Source organism: Micromonospora sp. NBC_01412 (assembly GCF_045040215.1).
In the GTDB taxonomy this organism is placed as follows: Bacteria; Actinomycetota; Actinomycetes; order Mycobacteriales; family Micromonosporaceae; genus Micromonospora; species Micromonospora rubida.
This window is the reverse complement of sequence record NZ_CP109528.1, coordinates 1070520-1090471: the sequence shown is the minus strand read 5'-3', so window position 1 is coordinate 1090471 and position 19952 is coordinate 1070520. Positions and strand designations below refer to the sequence as shown.

At 74.5% G+C, this 19952-nt stretch carries 19 protein-coding genes and 1 pseudogene; 12 read left to right on the top strand and 8 right to left on the bottom strand.

Going from position 1 to position 19952, the window contains the following annotated elements:
* Positions 1-22 precede the first annotated feature (22 nt).
* The 6 genes from priA to hisF all read left to right on the top strand — a co-directional run bounded on the left by priA (position 23) and on the right by hisF (position 3998).
* On the top strand, positions 23-748 hold the full coding sequence (gene priA / locus OG617_RS04620; RefSeq protein ID WP_405098965.1) for a bifunctional 1-(5-phosphoribosyl)-5-((5-phosphoribosylamino)methylideneamino)imidazole-4-carboxamide isomerase/phosphoribosylanthranilate isomerase PriA: 726 nt from the start codon (positions 23-25) through the stop codon (positions 746-748).
* Positions 745-1134 carry a RidA family protein gene (locus OG617_RS04615; RefSeq protein ID WP_405098963.1) on the top strand — a complete coding sequence of 130 codons (390 nt, stop codon included), beginning with the start codon at positions 745-747 and terminating at the stop codon, positions 1132-1134. Before priA ends, OG617_RS04615 begins: the two co-directional genes overlap by 4 nt.
* A gap of 92 nt (positions 1135-1226) precedes the next feature.
* Positions 1227-1673 carry a MarR family winged helix-turn-helix transcriptional regulator gene (locus OG617_RS04610; protein WP_405098961.1) on the top strand — a complete coding sequence of 149 codons (447 nt, stop codon included), beginning with the start codon at positions 1227-1229 and terminating at the stop codon, positions 1671-1673.
* Position 1674: 1 nt separating this feature from the next.
* Positions 1675-2106 carry an organic hydroperoxide resistance protein gene (locus tag OG617_RS04605; RefSeq protein WP_405098959.1) on the top strand — a complete coding sequence of 144 codons (432 nt, stop codon included), beginning with the start codon at positions 1675-1677 and terminating at the stop codon, positions 2104-2106.
* A gap of 45 nt (positions 2107-2151) precedes the next feature.
* Positions 2152-3150, top strand: a complete 999-nt coding sequence (locus tag OG617_RS04600) for an NADP-dependent oxidoreductase (protein ID WP_405098957.1) — start codon at positions 2152-2154, stop codon at positions 3148-3150.
* Between the two features lie 80 nt (positions 3151-3230).
* Positions 3231-3998: an imidazole glycerol phosphate synthase subunit HisF gene (hisF, locus tag OG617_RS04595; protein ID WP_405098955.1), complete on the top strand. Its 768-nt coding sequence runs from the start codon at positions 3231-3233 to the stop codon at positions 3996-3998.
* Positions 3999-4044: 46 nt separating this feature from the next.
* Here the strand turns inward: hisF and OG617_RS04590 are convergent, their stop codons facing one another.
* Positions 4045-4506 carry a hypothetical protein gene (locus OG617_RS04590; protein ID WP_396682962.1) on the bottom strand — a complete coding sequence of 154 codons (462 nt, stop codon included), beginning with the start codon at positions 4504-4506 and terminating at the stop codon, positions 4045-4047.
* Positions 4507-4574: 68 nt separating this feature from the next.
* Positions 4575-5309 (bottom strand): YitT family protein, encoded by a 735-nt coding sequence (locus OG617_RS04585; RefSeq protein ID WP_405098953.1) that lies wholly within the window; start codon positions 5307-5309, stop codon positions 4575-4577.
* 59 nt (positions 5310-5368) lie between these two features.
* Between OG617_RS04585 and OG617_RS04580 the strand changes: the two genes are divergently transcribed.
* Together OG617_RS04580 and OG617_RS04575 are read left to right on the top strand one after the other, a co-directional pair.
* Complete coding sequence (locus OG617_RS04580; protein ID WP_405098951.1) at positions 5369-6826, top strand: PLP-dependent aminotransferase family protein; 1458 nt, start codon at positions 5369-5371, stop codon at positions 6824-6826.
* Between the two features lie 109 nt (positions 6827-6935).
* Positions 6936-8237, top strand: coding sequence for a low temperature requirement protein A (locus OG617_RS04575; protein WP_405098949.1), 1302 nt, complete (start codon positions 6936-6938; stop codon positions 8235-8237).
* Positions 8238-8292: 55 nt separating this feature from the next.
* On the opposite strand, the gene OG617_RS04570 is transcribed toward OG617_RS04575, so the two are convergent.
* From OG617_RS04570 to OG617_RS04560, 3 genes are all read right to left on the bottom strand, one after another.
* Positions 8293-10119: an AMP-dependent synthetase/ligase gene (locus OG617_RS04570; protein WP_405098947.1), complete on the bottom strand. Its 1827-nt coding sequence runs from the start codon at positions 10117-10119 to the stop codon at positions 8293-8295.
* Positions 10120-10245: 126 nt separating this feature from the next.
* Positions 10246-11184 (bottom strand): terpene synthase family protein, encoded by a 939-nt coding sequence (locus OG617_RS04565; protein WP_405098945.1) that lies wholly within the window; start codon positions 11182-11184, stop codon positions 10246-10248.
* A gap of 129 nt (positions 11185-11313) precedes the next feature.
* The gene (locus OG617_RS04560; RefSeq protein WP_405098943.1) at positions 11314-11943 is read right to left on the bottom strand and encodes a TIGR03085 family metal-binding protein; all 630 of its coding nucleotides are present in this window, start codon (positions 11941-11943) and stop codon (positions 11314-11316) included.
* Between the two features lie 149 nt (positions 11944-12092).
* On the opposite strand from OG617_RS04560, the gene OG617_RS04555 reads away from it, so the two are divergent.
* The 3 genes from OG617_RS04555 (at position 12093) to OG617_RS04545 (ending at position 16674) form a co-directional block, all read left to right on the top strand.
* A complete protein-coding gene (locus OG617_RS04555; RefSeq protein ID WP_405098941.1) occupies positions 12093-13967 on the top strand; it encodes an ABC transporter ATP-binding protein in 1875 nt (624 codons plus the stop codon).
* Positions 13968-14019: 52 nt separating this feature from the next.
* Positions 14020-15807, top strand: coding sequence for an ABC transporter ATP-binding protein (locus tag OG617_RS04550; protein WP_405098939.1), 1788 nt, complete (start codon positions 14020-14022; stop codon positions 15805-15807).
* Between the two features lie 114 nt (positions 15808-15921).
* Positions 15922-16674, top strand: coding sequence for a DUF2470 domain-containing protein (locus OG617_RS04545; RefSeq protein ID WP_405104105.1), 753 nt, complete (start codon positions 15922-15924; stop codon positions 16672-16674).
* A 94-nt stretch (positions 16675-16768) separates the two neighbouring features.
* Here the strand turns inward: OG617_RS04545 and OG617_RS04540 are convergent, their stop codons facing one another.
* The 3 genes from OG617_RS04540 to OG617_RS04530 are packed head-to-tail and all read right to left on the bottom strand — an operon-like array spanning position 16769 to position 18932.
* Positions 16769-17362, bottom strand: a complete 594-nt coding sequence (locus OG617_RS04540; protein ID WP_405098937.1) for a TetR family transcriptional regulator — start codon at positions 17360-17362, stop codon at positions 16769-16771.
* A 47-nt stretch (positions 17363-17409) separates the two neighbouring features.
* On the bottom strand, positions 17410-18165 hold the full coding sequence (locus tag OG617_RS04535; RefSeq protein WP_405098935.1) for an ABC transporter permease: 756 nt from the start codon (positions 18163-18165) through the stop codon (positions 17410-17412).
* Positions 18162-18932: an ABC transporter ATP-binding protein gene (locus OG617_RS04530; protein ID WP_405104104.1), complete on the bottom strand. Its 771-nt coding sequence runs from the start codon at positions 18930-18932 to the stop codon at positions 18162-18164. The genes OG617_RS04535 and OG617_RS04530 overlap by 4 nt, the downstream gene beginning before the upstream one ends.
* A gap of 90 nt (positions 18933-19022) precedes the next feature.
* Between OG617_RS04530 and OG617_RS04525 the strand changes: the two are divergent.
* A pseudogene (locus tag OG617_RS04525) lies at positions 19023-19871 on the top strand (hypothetical protein); the annotation flags it as partial.
* Between the last annotated feature and the right edge of the window lie 81 nt (positions 19872-19952).

Genomic DNA, 19952 nt, shown 5'->3' with positions numbered 1-19952 from the left:
TCCTGATCCGAGGAGAAGAGCGTTGAGCCTCACCCTGTTGCCCGCCGTGGACGTCGCCGACGGCCAGGCCGTCCGGCTCGTGCAGGGCGCCGCCGGCAGCGAGACCACCTACGGCGACCCGTTGGAGGCGGCGCTGGCCTGGCAGCACGACGGCGCGGACTGGATCCACCTGGTGGACCTGGACGCCGCGTTCGGCCGGGGCTCCAACGCGGCCCTGCTCGCCGAGGTGGTCCGCCGGCTCGACGTCAAGGTGGAGCTCTCGGGCGGCATCCGGGACGACGAGTCGCTGCGGGCCGCCCTGGGCACCGGCGCGGCCCGGGTCAACATCGGCACGGCCGCGCTGGAGGACCCGCAGTGGTGCGACCGGATCTGCGGCGAGTACGGCGACCGGGTCGCCATCGGGCTGGACGTGCGGGGTCGCACCCTGTCGGCGCGCGGCTGGACGCGCGACGGCGGCGACCTGTTCGAGGTGCTGGAGCGGCTCGACAAGGCCGGCGCCGCCCGGTACGTGGTGACCGACATCACCAAGGACGGCACCATGCGCGGGCCGAACCTGGACCTGCTGCGCGAGGTGTGCTCCCGCACCGCCGCCCCGGTGATCGCCTCCGGCGGCGTCTCGACGCTGGACGACCTGCGGGCCCTGGCCGCCCTGGAGTCGGTGGGCGTGGAGGGCGTGATCGCCGGCAAGGCGCTGTACGCGGGCGCGTTCACCGTGCGGCAGGCCCTCGACGTGCTGGCCGCCGCGTGACCGTCACCCGGCTCGGCTCGGGCGGCCCCTGGGAGCAGCTCTACGGCTACTCCCGGGTGGTCCGGGCCGGCGACCGGGCCGTCACGGCCGGCTGCACCGCCACGGTCGAGGGGCGCGTCGTGCACGTGGGGGACGCCGCCGCGCAGACCGCCCAGGCGCTGCGGATCGGCCTGGCCGCCCTGGCCGAGGTGGGCGCGGGGCCCGGGGACGTGGTGCGCACCCGGATGTACGTGACCGACCGCGCGTACGCCGACGAGGTGGGCCGGGCCCACAACGCGGTGTTCGGCGCGGTCCGTCCGGTGGCGACCCTGGTCGTGGTGGCCGCCCTGCTGGACCCGGACCACCTGGTCGAGGTGGAGCTGGAGGCGTACCTCGGGGACCGCTGACCGCTCGCCCCGCCCCTGGAGGGCGGGGTGAGGCGGGCCACCGTCCGGCCAGATCGGTTGTGCACAACTCAATTGCCCGCTATTTTTCTGGGGTGACCGATGATCTGGTGTTGCGCCGGCAGGTGTGCTTCGCGCTGTACGCGGCGTCGCGCGCCCTGACCGACGTCTACCGGCCGATCCTCGACGAGTTCGGGCTGACCTACCCGCAGTACCTGGTGCTGTTGGTGCTCTGGGAGCGCGACGACGACGCCCCCACGGTCTCCGAGCTGGGCGCCGCGCTGCGGCTGGACTCCGGCACCCTCTCCCCACTGCTCAAGCGGCTGGAGGCGGCGGGCCTGCTGGTCCGCTCCCGCTCGGCGCGCGACGAGCGCCGGGTGGAGGTGCGCCTGACCGGCGACGGCGGGGCGCTGCGCGAGCGGATGGGCGACGTCCCGCTGCGGGTGGCCCTCGCCACCGGCCTCGGCGAGGCCGAACTGGTCGCGCTGCGCGACACCCTGACCCGGGTCACCGAGACGATCCACCGACAGAAGGAGCAGTGACATGAAGGTCCTCTACACCGCCAACGCCCGCGCCACCGGCGACGGCCGCGACGGCCGCGTCCGCACCTCCGACGACACGTTCGAGCTGGACCTCGCGGTCCCGAAGGAGATGGGCGGGGCCGGCGGCGCCGCGAACCCGGAGCAGCTCTTCGCCGCCGGGTACGCCGCCTGCTTCCACTCGGCGCTGCGCCTGGTCGCCCGCGGGGCGAAGGCCGACGTCACCGGCTCCGTGGTCGACGCCGAGGTGGGCATCGGCCCGAACGGCACCGGCGGGTACGGGCTGACCGTGGCCCTCGTGGTGGACCTGCCGGCCGTGCCCCGGGAGGCCGCCGAGCAGCTCGTCGCCCAGGCCCACCAGGTCTGCCCCTACTCGAACGCGACCCGTGGCAACGTCGAGGTAGCGCTCACCGTCCGCGAGGCCCTGGCCGCCTGACACCTCGTGCAGCGCAGCCCGACCAGCGACCGAAGGGACGACACAGTGACCGTCAACCGTGAGATCCACCTGGCCTCCCGCCCGCAGGGCTGGCCGACCGCCGACAACTTCCGCCTCGTGGAGACCGAGGTGCCCACCCCGGGCCCCGGCCAGCTCGTGGTGCGCAACCAGCTCATGTCCGTCGACCCGTACATGCGGGGGCGGATGGACGACGTCAAGTCGTACGTGCCGCCGTTCGCCCTCGACGCCCCGCTCGACGGCGGCGCGCTCGGCGAGGTGGTGGCCGGCGAGGCCGACGGGATCGCCCCGGGCGACACGGTCCTGCACGGCCTCGGCTGGCGGGAGTACGCCCTGGTCGACGCCCGGGGCGCCCGCAGGGTGGACCCGGACCTGGCCCCGGTGAGCGCGTACCTGGGCGTGCTCGGCATGACCGGGCTGACCGCGTACGCGGGGCTGCTCGACGTGGCCGCGATGAAGCCGGGCGAGACCGTCTTCGTCTCCGGCGCGGCCGGCGCGGTGGGCAGCATGGTCGGCCAGATCGCCAAGCTCAAGGGCGCCGGCCGGGTGGTCGGCAGCGCCGGCTCGGCCGCCAAGGTCGAGCGGCTGAGGGTGCTGGGCTTCGACGCCGCGTTCGACTACCACGACGGCCCGGTGCGCGACTCGCTCAGGGCCGCCGCGCCGGACGGGATCGACGTCTACTTCGACAACGTCGGCGGGGAGCACCTGGAGGCGGCCATCGGCGCGATGAGGCTGCACGGCCGGGCCGCGATCTGCGGGATGATCGCCCAGTACAACGACACCGAGCCGCCGGCGGCCCCGCGCAACCTGGCGCTGGTCATCGGCAAGCGGCTCACGCTGCGCGGCTTCCTGGTCGGCGACCACGGCCACCTGCGCGACCGGTTCGTCCAGGAGGTCGCCGGCTGGCTGCGCGAGGGGAAGCTCTCGTACGACGAGACGGTCGTCGACGGCATCGCCCGCGCCCCGGAGGCCTTCCTCGGCCAGCTCCGCGGCGAGAACCTCGGCAAGATGCTCGTCCGGCTGTAGGCCTCCGTTCCGACGTTGCCGGTGAGGCGGGGCGCGGGCGGTCACGGACGGGCCGGGCGGGAGAGGATAGGCTTCGCCGCATGACGGTGGCGGTACGGGTCATCCCGTGTCTGGACGTGGACGCCGGGCGGGTGGTCAAGGGGGTCAACTTCCTCGACCTGCGCGACGCCGGCGACCCGGTTGAGCTGGCGGCGGCGTACGACCGGGCGGGAGCGGACGAGCTGACCTTCCTGGACGTGACCGCCTCCTCCGGCGAGCGGGGCACCATGCTCGACGTGGTGCGGCGCACCGCCGAGTCGGTCTTCATCCCGCTCACCGTGGGCGGCGGCGTCCGGCAGGTCGCCGACGTTGACATCCTGCTGCGCGCCGGCGCCGACAAGGTCGGGGTGAACACCGCCGCCATCGCCCGCCCGGAGCTGATCGCGGAGATCGCCGAACGGTTCGGCCGGCAGGTGCTGGTGCTCTCCCTCGACGTGCGCCGGGCACCGGCCGGGACCACCCCGAGCGGCTTCGAGGTGACCACCCACGGTGGCCGCCGGGGCACCGGGATCGACGCCGTCGAGTGGGCGCGGCGCGGCGCCGAGCTGGGCGCGGGGGAGATCCTGCTCAACTCGATGGACGCCGACGGCACGAAGGCCGGCTTCGACCTGGAGCTGATCGGCGAGGTCCGCCGGGTCGTCGACGTGCCCGTGGTGGCCAGCGGCGGCGCGGGCGAGATCGCCCACTTCCCGCCGGCGATCGCCGCCGGGGCGGACGCGGTGCTCGCCGCCAGCGTCTTCCACTTCGGCGAGCTGACCGTCGGCGAGGTCAAGGGCGTGCTGCGCGGCTCGGGTCACCCCGTCCGCTGACGCCGCCCTCCCCGCCCCGAGCCTGTGCCGGGCCGGGGCCGGGGGTTCAGCCCCGCCCGGAGTGGCCCTCGGGGGAGCGGCGCGGGGCCGGGATCGAGCGGACCACGTACTCCTGCACGGCGGCGGCGTGCTCCTCCTTCTCCAGCGTCCAGTCGGCGCTGCCGGGGGCGTGCCGGCGGCTCAGCACGCCCTGCACGGTGTCCACGGCGGTGGACAGGCCGGCGCTCGGCCGGGTGCGCCACAGCCGCTCACCGTCGGCGGTGAGCCGGAACCAGCCGTCCGAGACGCTGACCAGGCCGGCGCCGACGAGCCGTCGGACCGCCGTCTCCACCTCGTCCCGTTCGGGGATGGCGTGGTTGAGGTGGTCGGCTGTGGAGAGCACGTCAGCGAGCCGGACGCCCTCCGGCCGTCGGGTGGACGCCGCCCGGCGGTGTCGTCCCGCGCCGTTCGCGATCACCAGTGAAACGAAGATCCAAGCGTCGGCCCAGCGCCATCCGGTCTCCCCCATGCAGGAATGATGCCGTGCGCCGCCGAGCAAGGAAACACCCACTTTTCCCGGCGCGGCATTTCCGCAGCTCAGCGCGGTTGAACGCAGTCCGTCGCCGGTGCTTCGACCACATTATGGCCGCCCGGCTCCGGCCCGGCCGCGATCCGACCGCCCGGCTCCGGACCGGCGGGCTCCGTCACGGCGGGCTCCCGGGACGGCAGAGCCACCATGAAGACGGGCAGGAAGAACTGGGCAAGCGGCCCGATGGTGAGCGCGTAGGCGACTGTGCCGACGCCGACGGTGCCGCCGAGCAGCCAGCCCAGGATCAGCACGGTGACCTCGATGACGGTGCGCACCAGCCGGACGGACCGTCCGGGCCGGCGGGCCACGTACCCGGTCATCAGGCCGTCGCGGGGGCCCGGGCCGAGCCGCGCGCCGAGGTAGAGGGCGGTGGCGGCGCCGTTGGCGACGATCCCGGCGACCAGCAGCGCCGCCCGCGCCGCGAGCGGGCCGCCGCCGGGCAGCAGGGCCAGGGTGGCGTCCACCACCAGCCCGATCACCAGCACGTTGCTCACCGTGCCCAGGCCGGGACGCTGCCGCAGCGGGATCCACAGCAGCAGCACCAGCACGCCGACCGCGATGGTGACGGTGCCGAACGACAGCCCGGTGTGCCGGGAAAGCCCCTGGTGGAACACGTCCCAGGGATCGAGGCCGAGCCCGGAGCGGATCATCAGCGCCATGCTGACGCCGTAGAGGACCAGGCCCGCGTAGAGCTGGGTCAGCCGCCGGACCGGCCGCTGCCGGAGATTGCCAATCGGTGCCATGCATGCCACCCTAGGGTCCAATTGGCGCGGCATAAGGAGCCAATATCGGGAGGGTGGCCATGACGAGTCAGGTGCGTGGCACCCAATTGGCCCGACTGCTCGGGCAGTGGCACGCCCTACCGGGTCGTCGCCGCAGCCCGGACTACGCGGCGCTCGCCGCCGCCGTCCGGGGGCTGCTCGCCGACGGCCGCCTGCCCCTGGGGGTGCGCCTGCCCGCCGAGCGGGAGCTGGCCGAGGCGCTGCGGATCAGCCGGACCACGGTCACCGCCGCGTACCGGTTGTTGCGGGAGACCGGCCACCTGGCCAGCCGGCGGGGCGCGGGGAGCTGGACCATGCTCCCGGGCACCCACCGGGTCGCCAGCACCGGGCTGTGGACCCCGCAGGACGACCGGGACATGATCGACCTCGGGGTGGCCGCGCTGGCCGCCCCGGCTGAGCTGATGCCCGCCGCCCGCGCCGCCGCCGAGGACCTGCCCCGGTACCTGGGCGGCGCCGGCTACCACCCGACCGGCATCATCGAGCTGCGCGAGGCCGTGGCCGCCGGGTACACCGACCGGGGCCTGCCCACCTCGCCCGACCAGATCATGGTCACCAGCGGCACCCAGCACGCGCTGGACCTGGTGCTGCGGCTGGCCCTGGCCCCCGGCGGCAGCGTGCTGGTCGAGTCGCCGACCTACCCGAACGCCCTCGCCGCGCTGTCCGCCCGGCGGGCCCGGATCACCACCCACGGGCTGGCCACCGACGGCGCCGGGTGGGACGCCGACCTGCTGCTGGGCAGCCTGCGCCAGGGGCGGCCGAAGCTGGCGTACCTGATCCCGGAGTTCCAGAACCCGACCGGGCACCTGATGCCCACCGAGCTGCGCGAGCGGGTGGTCGGCGCGGCCCACGCCGCCGGCACCGACCTGGTCATCGACGAGTCGTTCGTGGACCTGCCGCTGGACGGCACCCCGCTGCCGCCGCCGGTCGCCACCTTCGACCGGCACTCCCGGGTGATCTCCATCGGCGGGATGAGCAAGCCGTACTGGGGCGGCCTGCGCATCGGCTGGGTGCGCGCCTCCGCCCCCCAGGTGCAGCGGCTGGCCGCCGCCCGGGTCGGGGTGGACATGGCCGGCCCGGTGCTGGACCAACTCGTCGCGGTCCACCTGCTGGCCGACGCGCCGACCATCGTGGCCGCCCGGCGGGTGCAGCTCGCCGCCCAGCGCGACGCGCTGACCGCCGCGCTCGCGCAACGGCTGCCCGACTGGCGGGTCACCGTCCCGCGCGGCGGGGTGACGCTCTGGGCCGAGCTGGACGGGCCGATCTCCAGCGCGCTCGCCCGGGCCGCCGAGGAGGTCGGCGTGCGGCTGGCCCCCGGCCCCCGGTTCGGCCTGGACGGGACGCTGGAGCGGTTCCTGCGGCTGCCGTTCACCCTGCCCGCCGCGGACCTCGTCGAGGCCGTGGGGCGGCTCGCCGCAGTCCGGTACGACCTGGACCGCGGCGGCCGGACGCACTGGCGGGAGCCGGCCGTCATCGCCTGAGCGGCGTGCCGCCGCCCGGACGACGTCCCGGCCTGGCCGCGCCGTCACCCGACACCGTGATGTCGGTGATCCGGGGCGGGGCGGGGACGTCACTTGACAGACTGGCGAAGTGGGCAACGGGGTCTGGTCCCAGCGGGTCCGCCCCGGTGCGCCCGGCTCCCGGACCACCCGGCTGGAACTCTTCTACGACCTCGTCTTCGTCTTCGCCTTCCTCAACGTGACCGCGCTGACCTCGAGCGAGCCCTCCGCCACCAAGCTGTACCGCTGCCTGCTGGTGCTGGGGCTGCTCTGGTGGTGCTGGACCGGGTTCGCCGGGCTGGCCAACTACGTCCGCGCCGACCAGGGAATCCTGCCGCTGATCGGGTTCATCACCATCGCCGCCACCTTCCTGCTCGCGCTGAGCATGCCGGGGGCGTTCCTGGATCAGCCGGGCGGGCTGAACGGCCCGCTGGTCTTCGCCGCCTGCTACTTCGCGGTCCGCGCGTCGCAGCTCGCCGTCCTCGGCTGGTTGGCCCGGGGAGACCGGGAGCGGCTGCGGCGGTTGGGGCTGCTCGCCCTGCTGCCGGTGGTCGCGACCGCCCTGCTCGTCGTCTCCGCGATGGTGCTGCGGATCGCCGATGGGGGCACGGCGACGACCGTGCAGCTGGTGCTGTGGACCGTCGCGCTCCTCGTCGAGTACGGCGTGGGGGTGGCGCTCGGCGGCACGTACTGGGCGGTGGTGTCCGCCGGGCACTGGGCGGAGCGGCACGCCCTCATGGTCCTGATCGCGCTCGGCGAGTCGATCCTCGCGCTCGGGCTCGGCCCGGGGTTCGTCAACGGGCTGCCGCTGACCTGGCCGGTGGTGGTCGCCGCCGTGACCGGCATCGCGGTGGCATCGACGCTGTGGTGGGCTTACTTCGACACCCTGGCCCTCGCCGTCGAGCAGGCGCTGCACCGGGCCCGCGACCCGGCGGCCCGGGCCCGGCTGGCCCGCGACGCGTACACCTACCTGCACCTGCCGATCATCGCCGGGGTGATCTTCTTCGCCCTCGGGATCAAGGGCGTGCTCGCCGAGGCGGCGGACCCTGAGACTCCGGCCTGGGGGGATCCGCTGGGGCCGTTCTGGATCCTCATCCTCTACGGCGGGGTCGCCCTCTACCTGCTCAGCCTTGTCGGCTGCGGAATGGTGGCGCTCCGGGTGCTCCGCTGGCCACTGCTGGTCGAGGTGGCGCTGCTGGCCGTGCTCGCCCCGGTGGCCGTCCGGTTGCCGGAGCTGCAGGCGCTGGTGTTGCTGGCCCTGGTCTGCGTCTCCGTCACCGTCGGGGAGACGCTGGGCGGGCGGCGCCGCCGGAATCGGGTACGGCAGCTCGCGCTGGAGGAACAGCGGGCAGCCGAGATCGAGGAGAGCCGGTGGCGGGGTGAGCACCTGTGAGACGACGGCGGCCGTGCCCCGGGACGGGGGGACACGGCCGCCGGCGGAACCGCGGTCAGAGCTCGGCGAGCGTGCCGGCGTACATCTTCTCGATCTCGGCCGCGAAGTTGCCCTCCACGCCCCGACGCTTGATCTTCAGCGACGGGGTCATCTCGCCGTGCTCGATGGTCAGGTCCCGGGGAAGAACGGCGACCTTCTTGATCGTCTCCCAGCGGTTGAGCTTGGCGTTGAGCTGGGCGACGTACTCCTCGACCATGAGCCGGGCCTCGTCGGAGGCGACGATCTCGGCGTACCCGCGGCCCTCCAGGGGGCCGCCGGCCGCCCAGCCGGCGATCGCGTCCGGGTCAAGGCTGACCAGCATGGTGCAGTAGTTGCGGGCCTGGCCGATCACGATCGCCTGCGAGGTGTACGGGCAGAGCGCCTTGAACATGCCCTCGATGTGCGACGGCGCGATGTACTTCCCGCCGGAGGTCTTGACCAGGTCCTTCTTCCGGTCGGTGATACGCAGGTAGCCGTCCTCGTCGAGGCTGCCGATGTCCCCGGTGCGGAAGAACCCGTCGTCGGTGAACGCGGCGGCGGTGTCCTCGGGCAGGTTGTGGTAGCCGCGCATCACCGGGCGGCCCCGGACCAGGATCTCCCCGTCGGTGTCGATCCGGCACTCCAGGTCGCCCATCGCCCGGCCCACGGTGCCGATCCGCAGCCCGTCCGGCGGGTTGACGAAGTTGCCGGCGCTGGTCTCGGTGAGGCCGTACCCCTCGGAGATGGGCAGGTTGGCGGCGGCGAAGAAGCTGGCGATCTCCTTGCTCAGCGGCGCGGCGCCGGAGACCAGCACCCGGATCCGCCCGCCGAGGCGGGCCTGGAGCTTGCTGAACACCAGCTTCTCGGCCAGCGCGTACTTCAGCCTCAGCCCGGCCGGCACCGGCCGGCCGGCCTGCTCGATGGCCACCTTCGCCTGGCCGACCCCGACTCCCCAGGCGAAGATCTTCGCCTGGGCGCCGCCGCCGGCCCGGGCGGTGGTTACCACCTTGTTGTAGATCTTCTCGAACACCCGGGGCGCCCCGCACATCAGCGTCGGCCGGATGACCCCGAGCAGGTCGACCAGTTTCTCCACCCGGCCGTCGACGTAGGTCGGCAGGCCGACGTGGGTGGCCCCGCAGAGCAGGGTCTTGCCGAACGAGTGGGACAGCGGGAGCCACAGGTACTGCAGGTCGTCGTCGCGCAGCAGCCCGACCTCGTCCTGCGCCACCCCCTCCCAGCACCAGCCGCCGTGCAGCAGCTCGACGCCCTTGGGTCGGCCGGTGGTGCCCGAGGTGTAGATCAGGGTGGCCAGGTGGTCCGGCCCGATCCCGGCCACCAGCCGCTCGATCAGCCCCGGCTCGGCGGCGAGCGCCCGGGTGCCCTGCTCCTCCAGCTCGGCCAGGGTGAGCTGGGGCACGGCCGCCGCGGGATCGGCCACGCCGTCGAAGAGCACCACGTGGGTCAGCGCCGGCAGCTCCGTGCCGGCGATCTTCGCGGCCTGGGCCGGGTTCTCGGCGAACAGCACCCGGGAGCCGGAGTCGGCGACGATGTACGCCGCCTCCTCGGGCTCGGTGGTCGGGTAGACGGTGGTGGTGGCGCCGCCGGCGCACATGATGCCGAAGTCGGCGATGACCCAGTCGAGCCGGGTGTTCGCCAGGATCGCCACCGGGTCCTCCTGGCCGACACCGAGCCCGTGCAGCCCGGCCGCGACCGCCTTGGCCCGGTGGCCGACCTGCTCCCAGGTCAGCCAGATCGGCCCGGAGTCATCGGGGGCGGGGTGGGCGAAGGCGTGGTTGTCGGGGGTCGCCGCGACACGCTTGAGGAACATGTCGGGGATGGAACGGTACGGTACATCGAGAGCCATCGCTGTAGCCGCCTTCAGGGGTGGAGGCGTGACGGGGGTCACGTCATTCTGCGGTTACCGAAGGGTATTGCCTGCACCCGTGCGTCGGCTAGCCCTGGCGATTCCCCGGGGCCCCGGGGCGCGGGATCAGGCGTACCGGGCGGCGCGGGTGGACCAGTCGTAGGTGGCCCGTACCCAGTTGCTCCGGGCGGCCAGGAACGGGCGTGCCGTCGGGTCGGCGGCGAGCAGGGTCGCCTCCCGCTCGGCGTACACCGCGAGGGTGTGGTTGAACCGGTCGGCGGCGGCGCGCAGCGCCGCCGGCTCGTCCCGGCCGGTCTCGGCCGCGATGGCGCTGACCAGGTTGTGCGCGTCCGGACCCGACTCGTTCTCCTTGCCGTACGAGAAGAGGTCGTTGCACCAGCAGACCAGGTCCGCGGCGAGGGCCTCGACGTCGACCAGCGCCGGCTCGACCCGGCGCGCCGCCGTTGGCGGGGCGTCGTACGCCAGGTCGGTCAGGGTGAACGCGGGGTGCACGGCGCCGGTGTGCCGGCGTAGCTGGACGTACTCCGCCACCCCGGGGGTGCGCCGGCGCTCCCGGTTCGTCGCCTCCCAGAGCAGGGCCAGCAGGTAGTCGCGCACCTGGCCGACGAAGCGCATCAGCAGCCCGGGGGAGCCCTGGGCCCGGGTCCGTCGGCACAGGTCGTCCAGGGCGCTGCCGATCGGGTCGCCGCCCGCGTTCCCCGGTGCGCCGTGCCGGTCGAGCACGTCGAGCAGGTCGGCGACGGCCGGGGCCAGCCGGGTGGGGGCGGCGCCGAGGCCGTCCTCGTCGCACGCGTCGTCCACCACGAACAGCCAGGTGACCAGGTCGGTGAGCAGGCGCAGCCGTTCGCCGGCCGCGTCCGGGCAGGTGCGCCCGGCCAGCTCGGCGGCGGCCGCCCCCCGCAGCCGGACCAGCCGGTGTCCGTTGGTGATCAGGCCGAGTTCCTGCGCCCAGACCAGGCTCGCCTCGGCGGCCAGGTCGGTCTCGGCGTGCCGGCGCGGGGGGAACGGCGGTTCGTCCAGGGCCGAGACCGCGAAGCTTCGCATGTCGCCCCTTCCGGATGTGGCCGCCCCGGAATGGGGCGACGGCCGGACGAGGGTACGTCAGAATCGATCGACATTCATAATTCGGCCACGACCGGTTCACACCCGTATGTGACGGGAGAAGCGCGGCCGTCAGATGCCCAGCTTGGCGGACCTCAGCCGCTCGGCCAGCTCCGCGGGCCCGTCCACCTGCACCCGGGCCACCCGCTGCCGGCCGGTCAGGAACAGCACCAGTTCGCCCGGCGGGCCGACCAGCCGGCCCCGCTGCCCGCCCCGCCCCGCCGACTGTTCGCCGTGCCCGGGCGCCTGCACCAGCAGGTCGGCCGGGAAGCGGCGCAGCGCCAGCCGGCCCAGCAGCGTGGCCCGGCGCCACAGCACGGCGTGCAGCCCGGCCGGCAGGTCCCTCGGCCGCCACCCGGGCCGGGCCCGGCGGACGTCCTCGTGGTGGATGTAGAACTCCACGGTGTTGACCAGCTCGTCGGTGAGCGGATTGCTCACCGGGCTCCACACCGGTGGGCGGCGGACCTGGCCGACCAGCTCGGGGAACGGCCGGGCGGCGATCCGGGCCACGACCCCCTCGCCGTACCCGCGCAGCGGCGACAGCATGATCCCGACGGCGGCGTCCGGCCGGCGTTCCCGGGCGATCAGGTGGGCGGCGAGATCGCGGACGGACCAGCCCTCGTTGATCGTCGGTGCGTCCGGACCCAGGCTCAGCATGAGGTCGGCGAGCGCTTCGCGCTCCGACCGGGCGTACCGCGTCATCGCCCGATCGTAGGCCGGTTCGGCGGGGCCGGCGCTGCGGCGCCGTCGACGGTCGAGACGTGATCACCGACATACCCGGTCGGGAACGGCGAGGTGGACCGGACCGGTAAGGATGAGGGGGATAATTGTGGCTTACGGCGGGGGAGAGCGTGACCAGCAGGACAAGTCGGGACGTGCTCGGCAGAGGGCTGTCCGTGCTCGGCCGGGCGATCCGGGAACAGCCCCGGATCTTCGCGGTCGCGGTGACCGGCAGCGTGCTGTTCGGCGGGCTGGTCATCGCCAGCGCGTACATCGTCGGCGCGGTGGTCGGCGACGTGGTGGTGCCGGCGGTCGAGCGCGGATCGGTGGGCGTGGCGGCCATCGCCCTCGCCGCCGGGGCCCTGTTCGGCATCAGCGTGCTGCGGGTGGTCGGCATCTTCGGCCGCCGGCTCGGCGCCGGCTACATGCAGTTCCGGCTCCAGGCCGCGTACCGTCGCCGGGTCACCCGCCGCTACCTGGACCTGCCGCTGTCCTGGCACCAGCGCAACGCCACCGGCACCCTGCTGTCCAACGCCAACTCCGACGTCGAGGCGGCCTGGTACCCGATCGCCCCGCTGCCGTTCGCGGTCGGCACGCTGGTGATGCTCGTGGGCGCGGTCGCCTCGCTCTTCGTCACCGACTGGGCGCTGGCCCTGGTCGGGCTGGCCGTGTTCCCGGCGCTGTTCGCCCTCAACGTGATCTACTCCCGCTGGATGGCCCCCCGCCAGGCCCGCGCCCAGCGGCTGCGCGCGGAGGTCAGCGGGATCGCCCACGAGAGCTTCGACGGCGCCCTGGTGGTCAAGACGATGGGCCGCGAGGCCCAGGAGACCGCCCGGTTCTCCGCCCGGGCCGGCGAGCTGCGCGACGCGCTGATCGCCGTCGGCCGGCTGCGCGGCGTGTTCGACCCGCTGCTGGAGACCCTGCCCAGTCTCGGCACCCTCGCCGTGCTGGTGGTCGGCGCGTTCCGGCTCCGGCAGGGCGCCATCACGGTCACCGAGCTGGTCAGCGTGGCCTTCCTGTTCACCGTCCTGGCGTTCCCGGTGCGGGCCATCGGCTGGGTCCTGGCCGAGCTGCCGCGCAGCGTCGCCGGCTGGGACCGGGTGCGCCGGGTGCTCGACGCCACCGGCGAGATGCGGTACGGGGACGTCGCGCTCGACCCGGCCGACCCCGCCCCGGCCACCCTGACCTTCGCCGACGTCGGCTTCGCGTACGAGCCGGCCGAGGCGGACCTGCCCGGCGTCGAGGTGCTCGGCGAGGTCTCCTTCACCGTGCCGGCTGGGAAGACCGTGGCCCTGGTCGGGCCGACCGGCTCCGGGAAGTCGACGATCGCCGCGCTGGCGGTGCGGCTGGTCGACCCGCACACGGGCGCGATCCGCCTCGACGGGGTGGACGTCCGCCGGCTCACCGCCGGGTCGCTGGCGGGCGCCGCCGCGCTGGTGGCCCAGGTGCCGTTCGTCTTCGACGACACGGTCCGGGCCAACATCACCCTGGACCGGCCCGGCATCGCCGACGAGGACGTCTGGGTGGCCCTGCGACTGGCCGAGGCGGACGGCTTCGTCGCCGCGCTGCCCGACGGGCTGGACACGATGGTCGGCGAGCGGGGCACCTCGCTCTCCGGCGGGCAGCGGCAGCGGCTCACCCTGGCCCGGGCGCTGGCCGGGCGACCCCGGCTGCTGGTCCTCGACGACGCCACCAGCGCGGTGGACCCCCGGGTGGAGGCGGCCATCCTGGCCGGGCTGCGCGCCCCGACCGCCGGGGGGCCGGCCGCCTCGATCCTGGTGGTGGCGTACCGGCGGGCCACCATCGCGCTCGCCGACGAGGTGATCTACCTGGAGCAAGGCCGGGTGCTCGCCCGGGGCACCCACGCCGACCTGCTCGCCACCGTCGCCGGCTATGTCGATCTGGTCACCGCCTACGAGCAGGCCGAGACCGACCCCCAGCCGCAGCGCACGCCCGACGAGATCACGCCGTTGGCTTCGGGCCTGGAGATCGAGGTAGACCGGTGAGTGCGAGGAGTGAGGTTGCGAGCCCCGCAGTCGCGAACGGAGGGCGGTACCGGTGAGCGTGAAGGAGGCCGAGCGGCAGCCGGCAGAGCCGGCTGAGAGCACCTGGCAGACCCTGCGGCGGGGGTTGGCCCTCTCCCCGGAGCTGCGCGCCGGCCTGGCCGGCACGCTCGCCCTGGCGTTGGTCTACATGGTCGGCCGGGTGGCCGTGCCGGTGGCCGTGCAGCAGGGCATCGACAAGGGCATCGTCGGTGGGCTCGACCTGGCGGTGGTGTGGACGGTGGTGGCGGTCGCCGTCGCCGTGCTGGTGGTGACCACCACCTGCGGGTACCTGATGATGCGGCGGCTGTTCACGGTCAGCGAGACCGCCCTGGCCAACGTGCGCACCCGGGCGTTCCGGCACGTGCACGACCTGTCGATGCTGCACCAGCAGTCCGAGCGGCGCGGCTCCCTGGTCTCCCGGGTGACCAGCGACGTCGACCAGATCACCCAGTTCCTCCAGTGGGGCGGGGTGATCCTGATCGTCAACCTCGGTCAGCTCGCGGTGACCACGGTGGTGATGCTGGCGTACTCGTGGCAGCTCACCCTGGTGGTGCTTGCCGCGTTCGCGCCGGCGCTGCTGGTGATCCGGCTGTTGCAGCGCCGCCTCGCCGGGGCGTACGGGGTGGTCCGGCAGCGGATGGGGACGCTGCTCGGGACGATCGCCGAGAGCGTGGTGGGGGCGCCGGTCATCCGGGCGTACGGGATCGCGGGGCGGACGGCCCGTCGGCTGGACGTGGCGATCGAGGGGCAGCGGCAGGCTCAGCAGCGGGCGATCCGGATCAGCATTCTGGGCAGCTCGGTGGGGGAGCTGGCGGCCGGGCTGGCGCTGGCCGGCGTCGTCGTCCTCGGGGTCACCCTCGGGGTGGACGGCACCCTGTCGGTCGGTCAGCTCACGGCGTTCCTGTTCCTGGTGACGTTGTTCATCCAGCCGGTGCAGATCGCCACCGAGGTGCTCAACGAGGCGCAGAACGCGATCGCCGGCTGGCGGCGGGTGCTCGACGTGCTGGACGCCGTCCCGGACGTGGCCGACCCGGCCGAGCGGGGGCGGGAGCTGCCGTCCGGCCCGCTGGACATCCGCTTCGCCGGGGTGGGTTTCGCCTACCCGGGTGGCCCGCCGGTGCTGCACGACGTCAGCCTGGAGATCCCGGCGAAGAGCCGGGTGGCCGTGGTGGGTGAGACGGGCAGCGGCAAGACCACCTTCGCCAAGCTGCTCACCCGGCTGATGGACCCGACCGGCGGCGAGGTGCTGCTGTCCGGGGTGCCGCTGCGGCAGGTCCGGTTCGCCTCGTTGCGCACGCGGGTGGTGATGGTCCCGCAGGACGGCTTCCTCTTCGACGCCACCGTCGGGGAGAACGTCCGGTTCGCCCGGCCGGAGCTGACCGACGCCGAGCTGACGGCGGCCTTCACCGAGTTGGGGCTGGCGGACTGGCTGGACGGGCTGCCCGCCGGGTTGGACACCCAGGTCGGCGAGCGCGGCGAGGCGTTGAGCGTGGGGGAGCGGCAGCTCGTCGCGCTGGCGCGGGCGTACGTCGCCGACCCGGACCTGCTGGTGCTGGACGAGGCGACCAGCGCGGTCGACCCGGCCACCGAGGTCCGCCTGCAGCGCGCCCTGGACGCGGTGACCCGGGGGCGGACCACCCTCGCGATCGCGCACCGGCTCTCCACGGCGCAGGCCGCGGACGAGGTGATCGTGGTGGATCGGGGCCGGATCGTGCAGCGCGGCCCGCACGACGAGTTGGTCCGCGAGCCGGACTCGGTCTACGGGCTGCTCTACGCCTCCTGGCTGGAGCAGACCCGCTGACCGGGTGGACCGGCCGGAATCGGCAAGGCGGTGGACGTGGGAGGCGCGGGTGGTCTACCGTGCCACTTAGGTAAGCCTAACCTTCGGAGGTGGGTCATGCGCCCCAGCACCGCCCTGCGGCCCAGTCCCGCCGAGATCGTCCGGACCCTGGCCGCCGGCCGGCTGCCGGGCCTGGCCTACCTCGCCCAGCGGCCCGGCCCGTTCCACGTCCGGCACGTCACCGACGCCGAGGGCCGGGTGCTGCTGCTCGTGCCGGTGCACAGCGACCTCGCGGCGGCGCTGCCGCCGGGCGACGACGTCGCCGTGGCGCTCGACGTGCTGGACCTGCCGCCGGCGGCCGGCGCCCCGTCGCTGGGCCGGGCCTGGGTCTCCGGCTGGGCGGCCGCGCTGCACGGCGAGGCCGCCCGCCACGCCGCGCTGGACTACGCCGAGGTGGACCCGACGGGCGACCTGCTCGACGTCGGCACCCGGTTCCGGCTGCACCGCTTCGAGGTGGCCGAGGCCCGCCTGGAGCGCCCCGACGGACTGCTCCGGATCGACCCGCTGGCGTACGCGGAGGCCGAGCCGGATCCGCTGCACCCGGTGGAGGCGGAGCTGCTGGCCGAGTTCACCGTGCACCACGGCCGGGAGATGACGGCGTACGTCCGGCGGCAGCTCGGCCTAGTCGACGCGGCCCGGGTCGACCCGCCCCGGGTGGTGCGGGTCGACCGGTACGGCCTCGTGGTCTCCTTCGGCTCTGGCGGCGCGCGGCGGCGGGCCCGGTTGGCCTTCCCGCAGCCGGTGGCCGACCACGGCGAGCTGGCCCGGCTGCTGCACCCCGTGTACTGCCGGCACGCCGAGTCACCCCGCTCCGACCGCCCGCTCTGACCGGCCTGCGCCCGTGCTCGCCGCGCCCGCGCCGCAGGCGTCCCCGCCCGGCGTGAGCGGGGGACCGGCCCCGCCGGAGGCGTCGACCGGGGCCCTACGAGAGGTCGCCGCGTAGGTACCGCTGGACCGTGGGGGCGATCGCGGCGACCAGGGTCTCCGCCGGTGCGGAGGCGACCGGCTCCAGCCGGATCACGTGCCGCATCATGGCCAGCCCGATCATCTGGGTGGCCACCAGCGACCCCCGCAGCGGCCGCTCAGCCGGGGCGACGTCGAGGTGGTCCAGGACCCGGCGCAGCACCTGCGTGACCAGGAACTCGCGCAGCAGCCGGGCGGTCCACTCGTTGCTCATCCCGGATCGAAGCAGGGCCACGGCGGCGGCGCCCGCCGGGGAGTCCCAGACCTCCAGGAAGGTGCGGACCAGCCGCTCGCCGACTCCGTCGGCGTCCCCGCCGAGCATCCGGGGGAGCAGCTCGCCGGGGTCGAGCGGGGCGTCCATCGCGGCCAGGAAGAGCCGGTCCTTGCCGCCGAAGTAGTGGTGCACCAGCGCCGGGTCCACCCCCGCCGCCCCGGCGATCGACCGGATCGAGGTCGCGTCGAACCCCCGCTCCGCGAACGCGGTGCGGGCCGCGTCGAGGATCGCCTCCCGGGTGTCCGGGTTGCCGGGTCGCCGACCGGTCCGCCGCGCCATCGTCGCCCTTCGCTCGTCCGTCGTCGTGCCGTCCGCGCCCCGGCGGCTCAGCCGCTGCGCCGGCGCAGGGTGGCCGCGGCCAGCACCAGCGCCAGCACCACCGCGCCGGCCACCACCCCGAGGTCCCGCCACATCGTGCCGGTCGGGTCGGCGTGCGCGCCGACCTCCTGCAACGCCTCGACCGCGTACGACAGCGGGAGGGCGTAGCTGACCGCCTGGAGCCAGCCGGCCATCTCGTCGCGGGCGACGAAGAGCCCGCAGAGCAGCAGTTGGGGGATCACCACGACCGGCATGAACTGCACGGCTTGGAACTCGGTGCGGGCGAACGCGCTGCAGAACAGCCCGAGGGCCACCCCGAGCATCGCGTTGAGCACCGCGATTCCGATCACCAGGGCGCTGCTGCCGGCGGTGGTCAGCCCGAAGACCCGGTACGCCACGGCCGCGGCGATCGAGGCCTGCCCGGCGGCGGCGACGCCGAACGCGATGCCGTAGCCGAACAGCAGGTCGAGCCGGCCGAGCGGGGTGGTGAGCAGCCGCTCCAAGGTGCCGGAGGTGCGCTCGCGCAGCATCGCGATGCTGGTCACCAGGAACATGATCACGAACGGGAAGACGCCGAGCAGCACCAGCGCCACCCGGTCGAACATGCTCGGCCGGCCCGGCGGGGTGGGCTGGTCGGCGTACATGAAGTAGACGAGGGCGAGCAGCAGTGCCGGCACCACCACGAGCAGGGCGACGGTGCGCCGGTCGTGCCGGAGCTGACGCAGGATGCGCCCGGTGGTGGCGGCCAGGATGCGCGGGTTCACGACGCGCCCCCGTCCGGGCCGGTCGAGCGGCCAGTGCTGTCGGCCGCGACCCCGGCCGTGCCGCCGGCCCTGATCAGGCGCAGGAACGCCTCGTCGAGGTCGTCGACCCCGGCGGCGGCGCGGACCGCGTCGGGGGTGTCGTCGGCGATCAGCCGGCCCTCGCGGATCAGCAGCAGCCGGTCGCAGCGGGCCGCCTCGTCCATCACGTGGCTGGACACCAGCAGGGTCGTCCCGGCTGCGGCGAGGGCGTGGAACCGGGCCCACAGGTCGGCGCGCAGCACCGGGTCCTGCCCGACGGTCGGCTCGTCGAGGACGATCAGCTCCGGCTCGCCGACCAGGGCGCAGGCCAGCGACGCCCGGCTGCGCTGGCCGCCGGAGAGGGTGCCGACGAGCTGCCCGGCGGCCTCCGCCAGCCCGACGTCGGCCACCGCCCGGTCCGCCTCGGCCCGGCCCCGGCCCTGCAGGACGGCGAAGTAGCGGGCGTTCTCCCGGACGGTGAGGTCGGCGTACACGCTGGGCGCCTGGGTCAGGTAGCCGACCCGGCTGCGCAGCGGCGCCGAGCCGGCCGGGCGGCCGAGCACGGTCACCGAGCCGGAGCGGACGGTCTGCACGCCGACGACGGCCCGCATCAGGGTGGTCTTGCCGCTGCCGCTTGGCCCGAGCAGCCCGGTCACCGAGCCGCGCGGCACCGCGCAGCTCACGCCGTGCAGCACCGGCCGCCGGCCACGCTCCACGACCAGGTCGCGGACCGCGATCGCGTGGTCCATCGTCACCTCCGGATTTCATCACCCAATGAAATCAACGCTAGATGAACTGCCCCCCGCGCACAACGGGGTTGACTTCGTGGCCGGCGAAAGGTGCCCCGAGGCAGGAATGAGAACGACCGGGCACTAGCCTTCGGACCGGGCACTAGCCTTCGGATCCGGACAGCCGGTCCGGCATCGGGCATTGCGCCCCGAACGGGCGTACGGCACGATGGCGCGGTGGGTCACGCTGCGTCACCTGAGAGTGGGTTCCTCGACGACTGGGTCGCGCGGCTGCGGCAGGCGGCCGAGCGGCCCGTCGTCGGCATCCTGCTGCGCGGAAGCCACGCCCGAAGGGCCGCCACGGCGCACAGCGACGTCGACATCGACGTGCTCGTCACCGACGGGAGGCCGCCCCGGCCGGCCGGCCCGCCGATCAACGCCCCGTACGCCGCCCGCCGCGCCTACCTCGCCGAATCCGGCGGTCGGCTGACCCACGTCTCGGTGGCGGTCCGGGACGTCCGCTCCTGGCTGGTCCGGCTGGCCCAGCCGGCCGACTGGGCGTTCGGGTTGCCGGTCACCACGCCCACCCGACTGCTGTGGGCCGAGGAGCACTGGCGCGACCGGATCGACCTGACGGTGCTCTGCCAGCCCGCCGACGAGCCGCGGCTGGAGGAACTGATCGCCACTCTCGGTAAGGTCGCCGGGGCCGGGGCCCGGGAGGACCACCTCGGCGTCCGGCTCGCCGCCGCCGACCTGGCCCGGCTCTGCCCGTCCGTGCTCCGGCTGGCCAACCCGACGGTGCGGGTGGTGTCCCGGCGGGCCGCGTTCACCGCCGCCCTCGACCTGCCGGTCGCCCCGCCCGGGTACCGCGACGACATGCTGCTCTGTCTCGGCGGGCGACCCGGCTCCACCGGGCAGCTCCTGGCCGCCGCCGGGCGGCTGGTCACCGGCACCGTCCCGCTGGTCCGCCCGTACGCCGACGAGATCGCCGCGGTGGCCGGCGCGGACCTGGCCGACGCCCTCGTCGACGGGCGGCTGGAC

Coding starts and splice junctions, on each gene's coding strand:
- OG617_RS04605 (WP_405098959.1), top strand. CDS start 1,675: ATGAAGGTCCTCTACACCGCCAACGCCCGCGCCACCGGCGACGGCCGC.
- hisF (WP_405098955.1), top strand. CDS start 3,231: ATGACGGTGGCGGTACGGGTCATCCCGTGTCTGGACGTGGACGCCGGG.
- OG617_RS04590 (WP_396682962.1), bottom strand. CDS start 4,506: ATGGGGGAGACCGGATGGCGCTGGGCCGACGCTTGGATCTTCGTTTCA.
- OG617_RS04585 (WP_405098953.1), bottom strand. CDS start 5,309: ATGGCACCGATTGGCAATCTCCGGCAGCGGCCGGTCCGGCGGCTGACC.
- OG617_RS04580 (WP_405098951.1), top strand. CDS start 5,369: ATGACGAGTCAGGTGCGTGGCACCCAATTGGCCCGACTGCTCGGGCAG.
- OG617_RS04570 (WP_405098947.1), bottom strand. CDS start 10,119: ATGGCTCTCGATGTACCGTACCGTTCCATCCCCGACATGTTCCTCAAG.
- OG617_RS04565 (WP_405098945.1), bottom strand. CDS start 11,184: ATGCGAAGCTTCGCGGTCTCGGCCCTGGACGAACCGCCGTTCCCCCCG.
- OG617_RS04560 (WP_405098943.1), bottom strand. CDS start 11,943: ATGACGCGGTACGCCCGGTCGGAGCGCGAAGCGCTCGCCGACCTCATG.
- OG617_RS04540 (WP_405098937.1), bottom strand. CDS start 17,362: ATGGCGCGGCGGACCGGTCGGCGACCCGGCAACCCGGACACCCGGGAG.
- OG617_RS04530 (WP_405104104.1), bottom strand. CDS start 18,932: ATGGACCACGCGATCGCGGTCCGCGACCTGGTCGTGGAGCGTGGCCGG.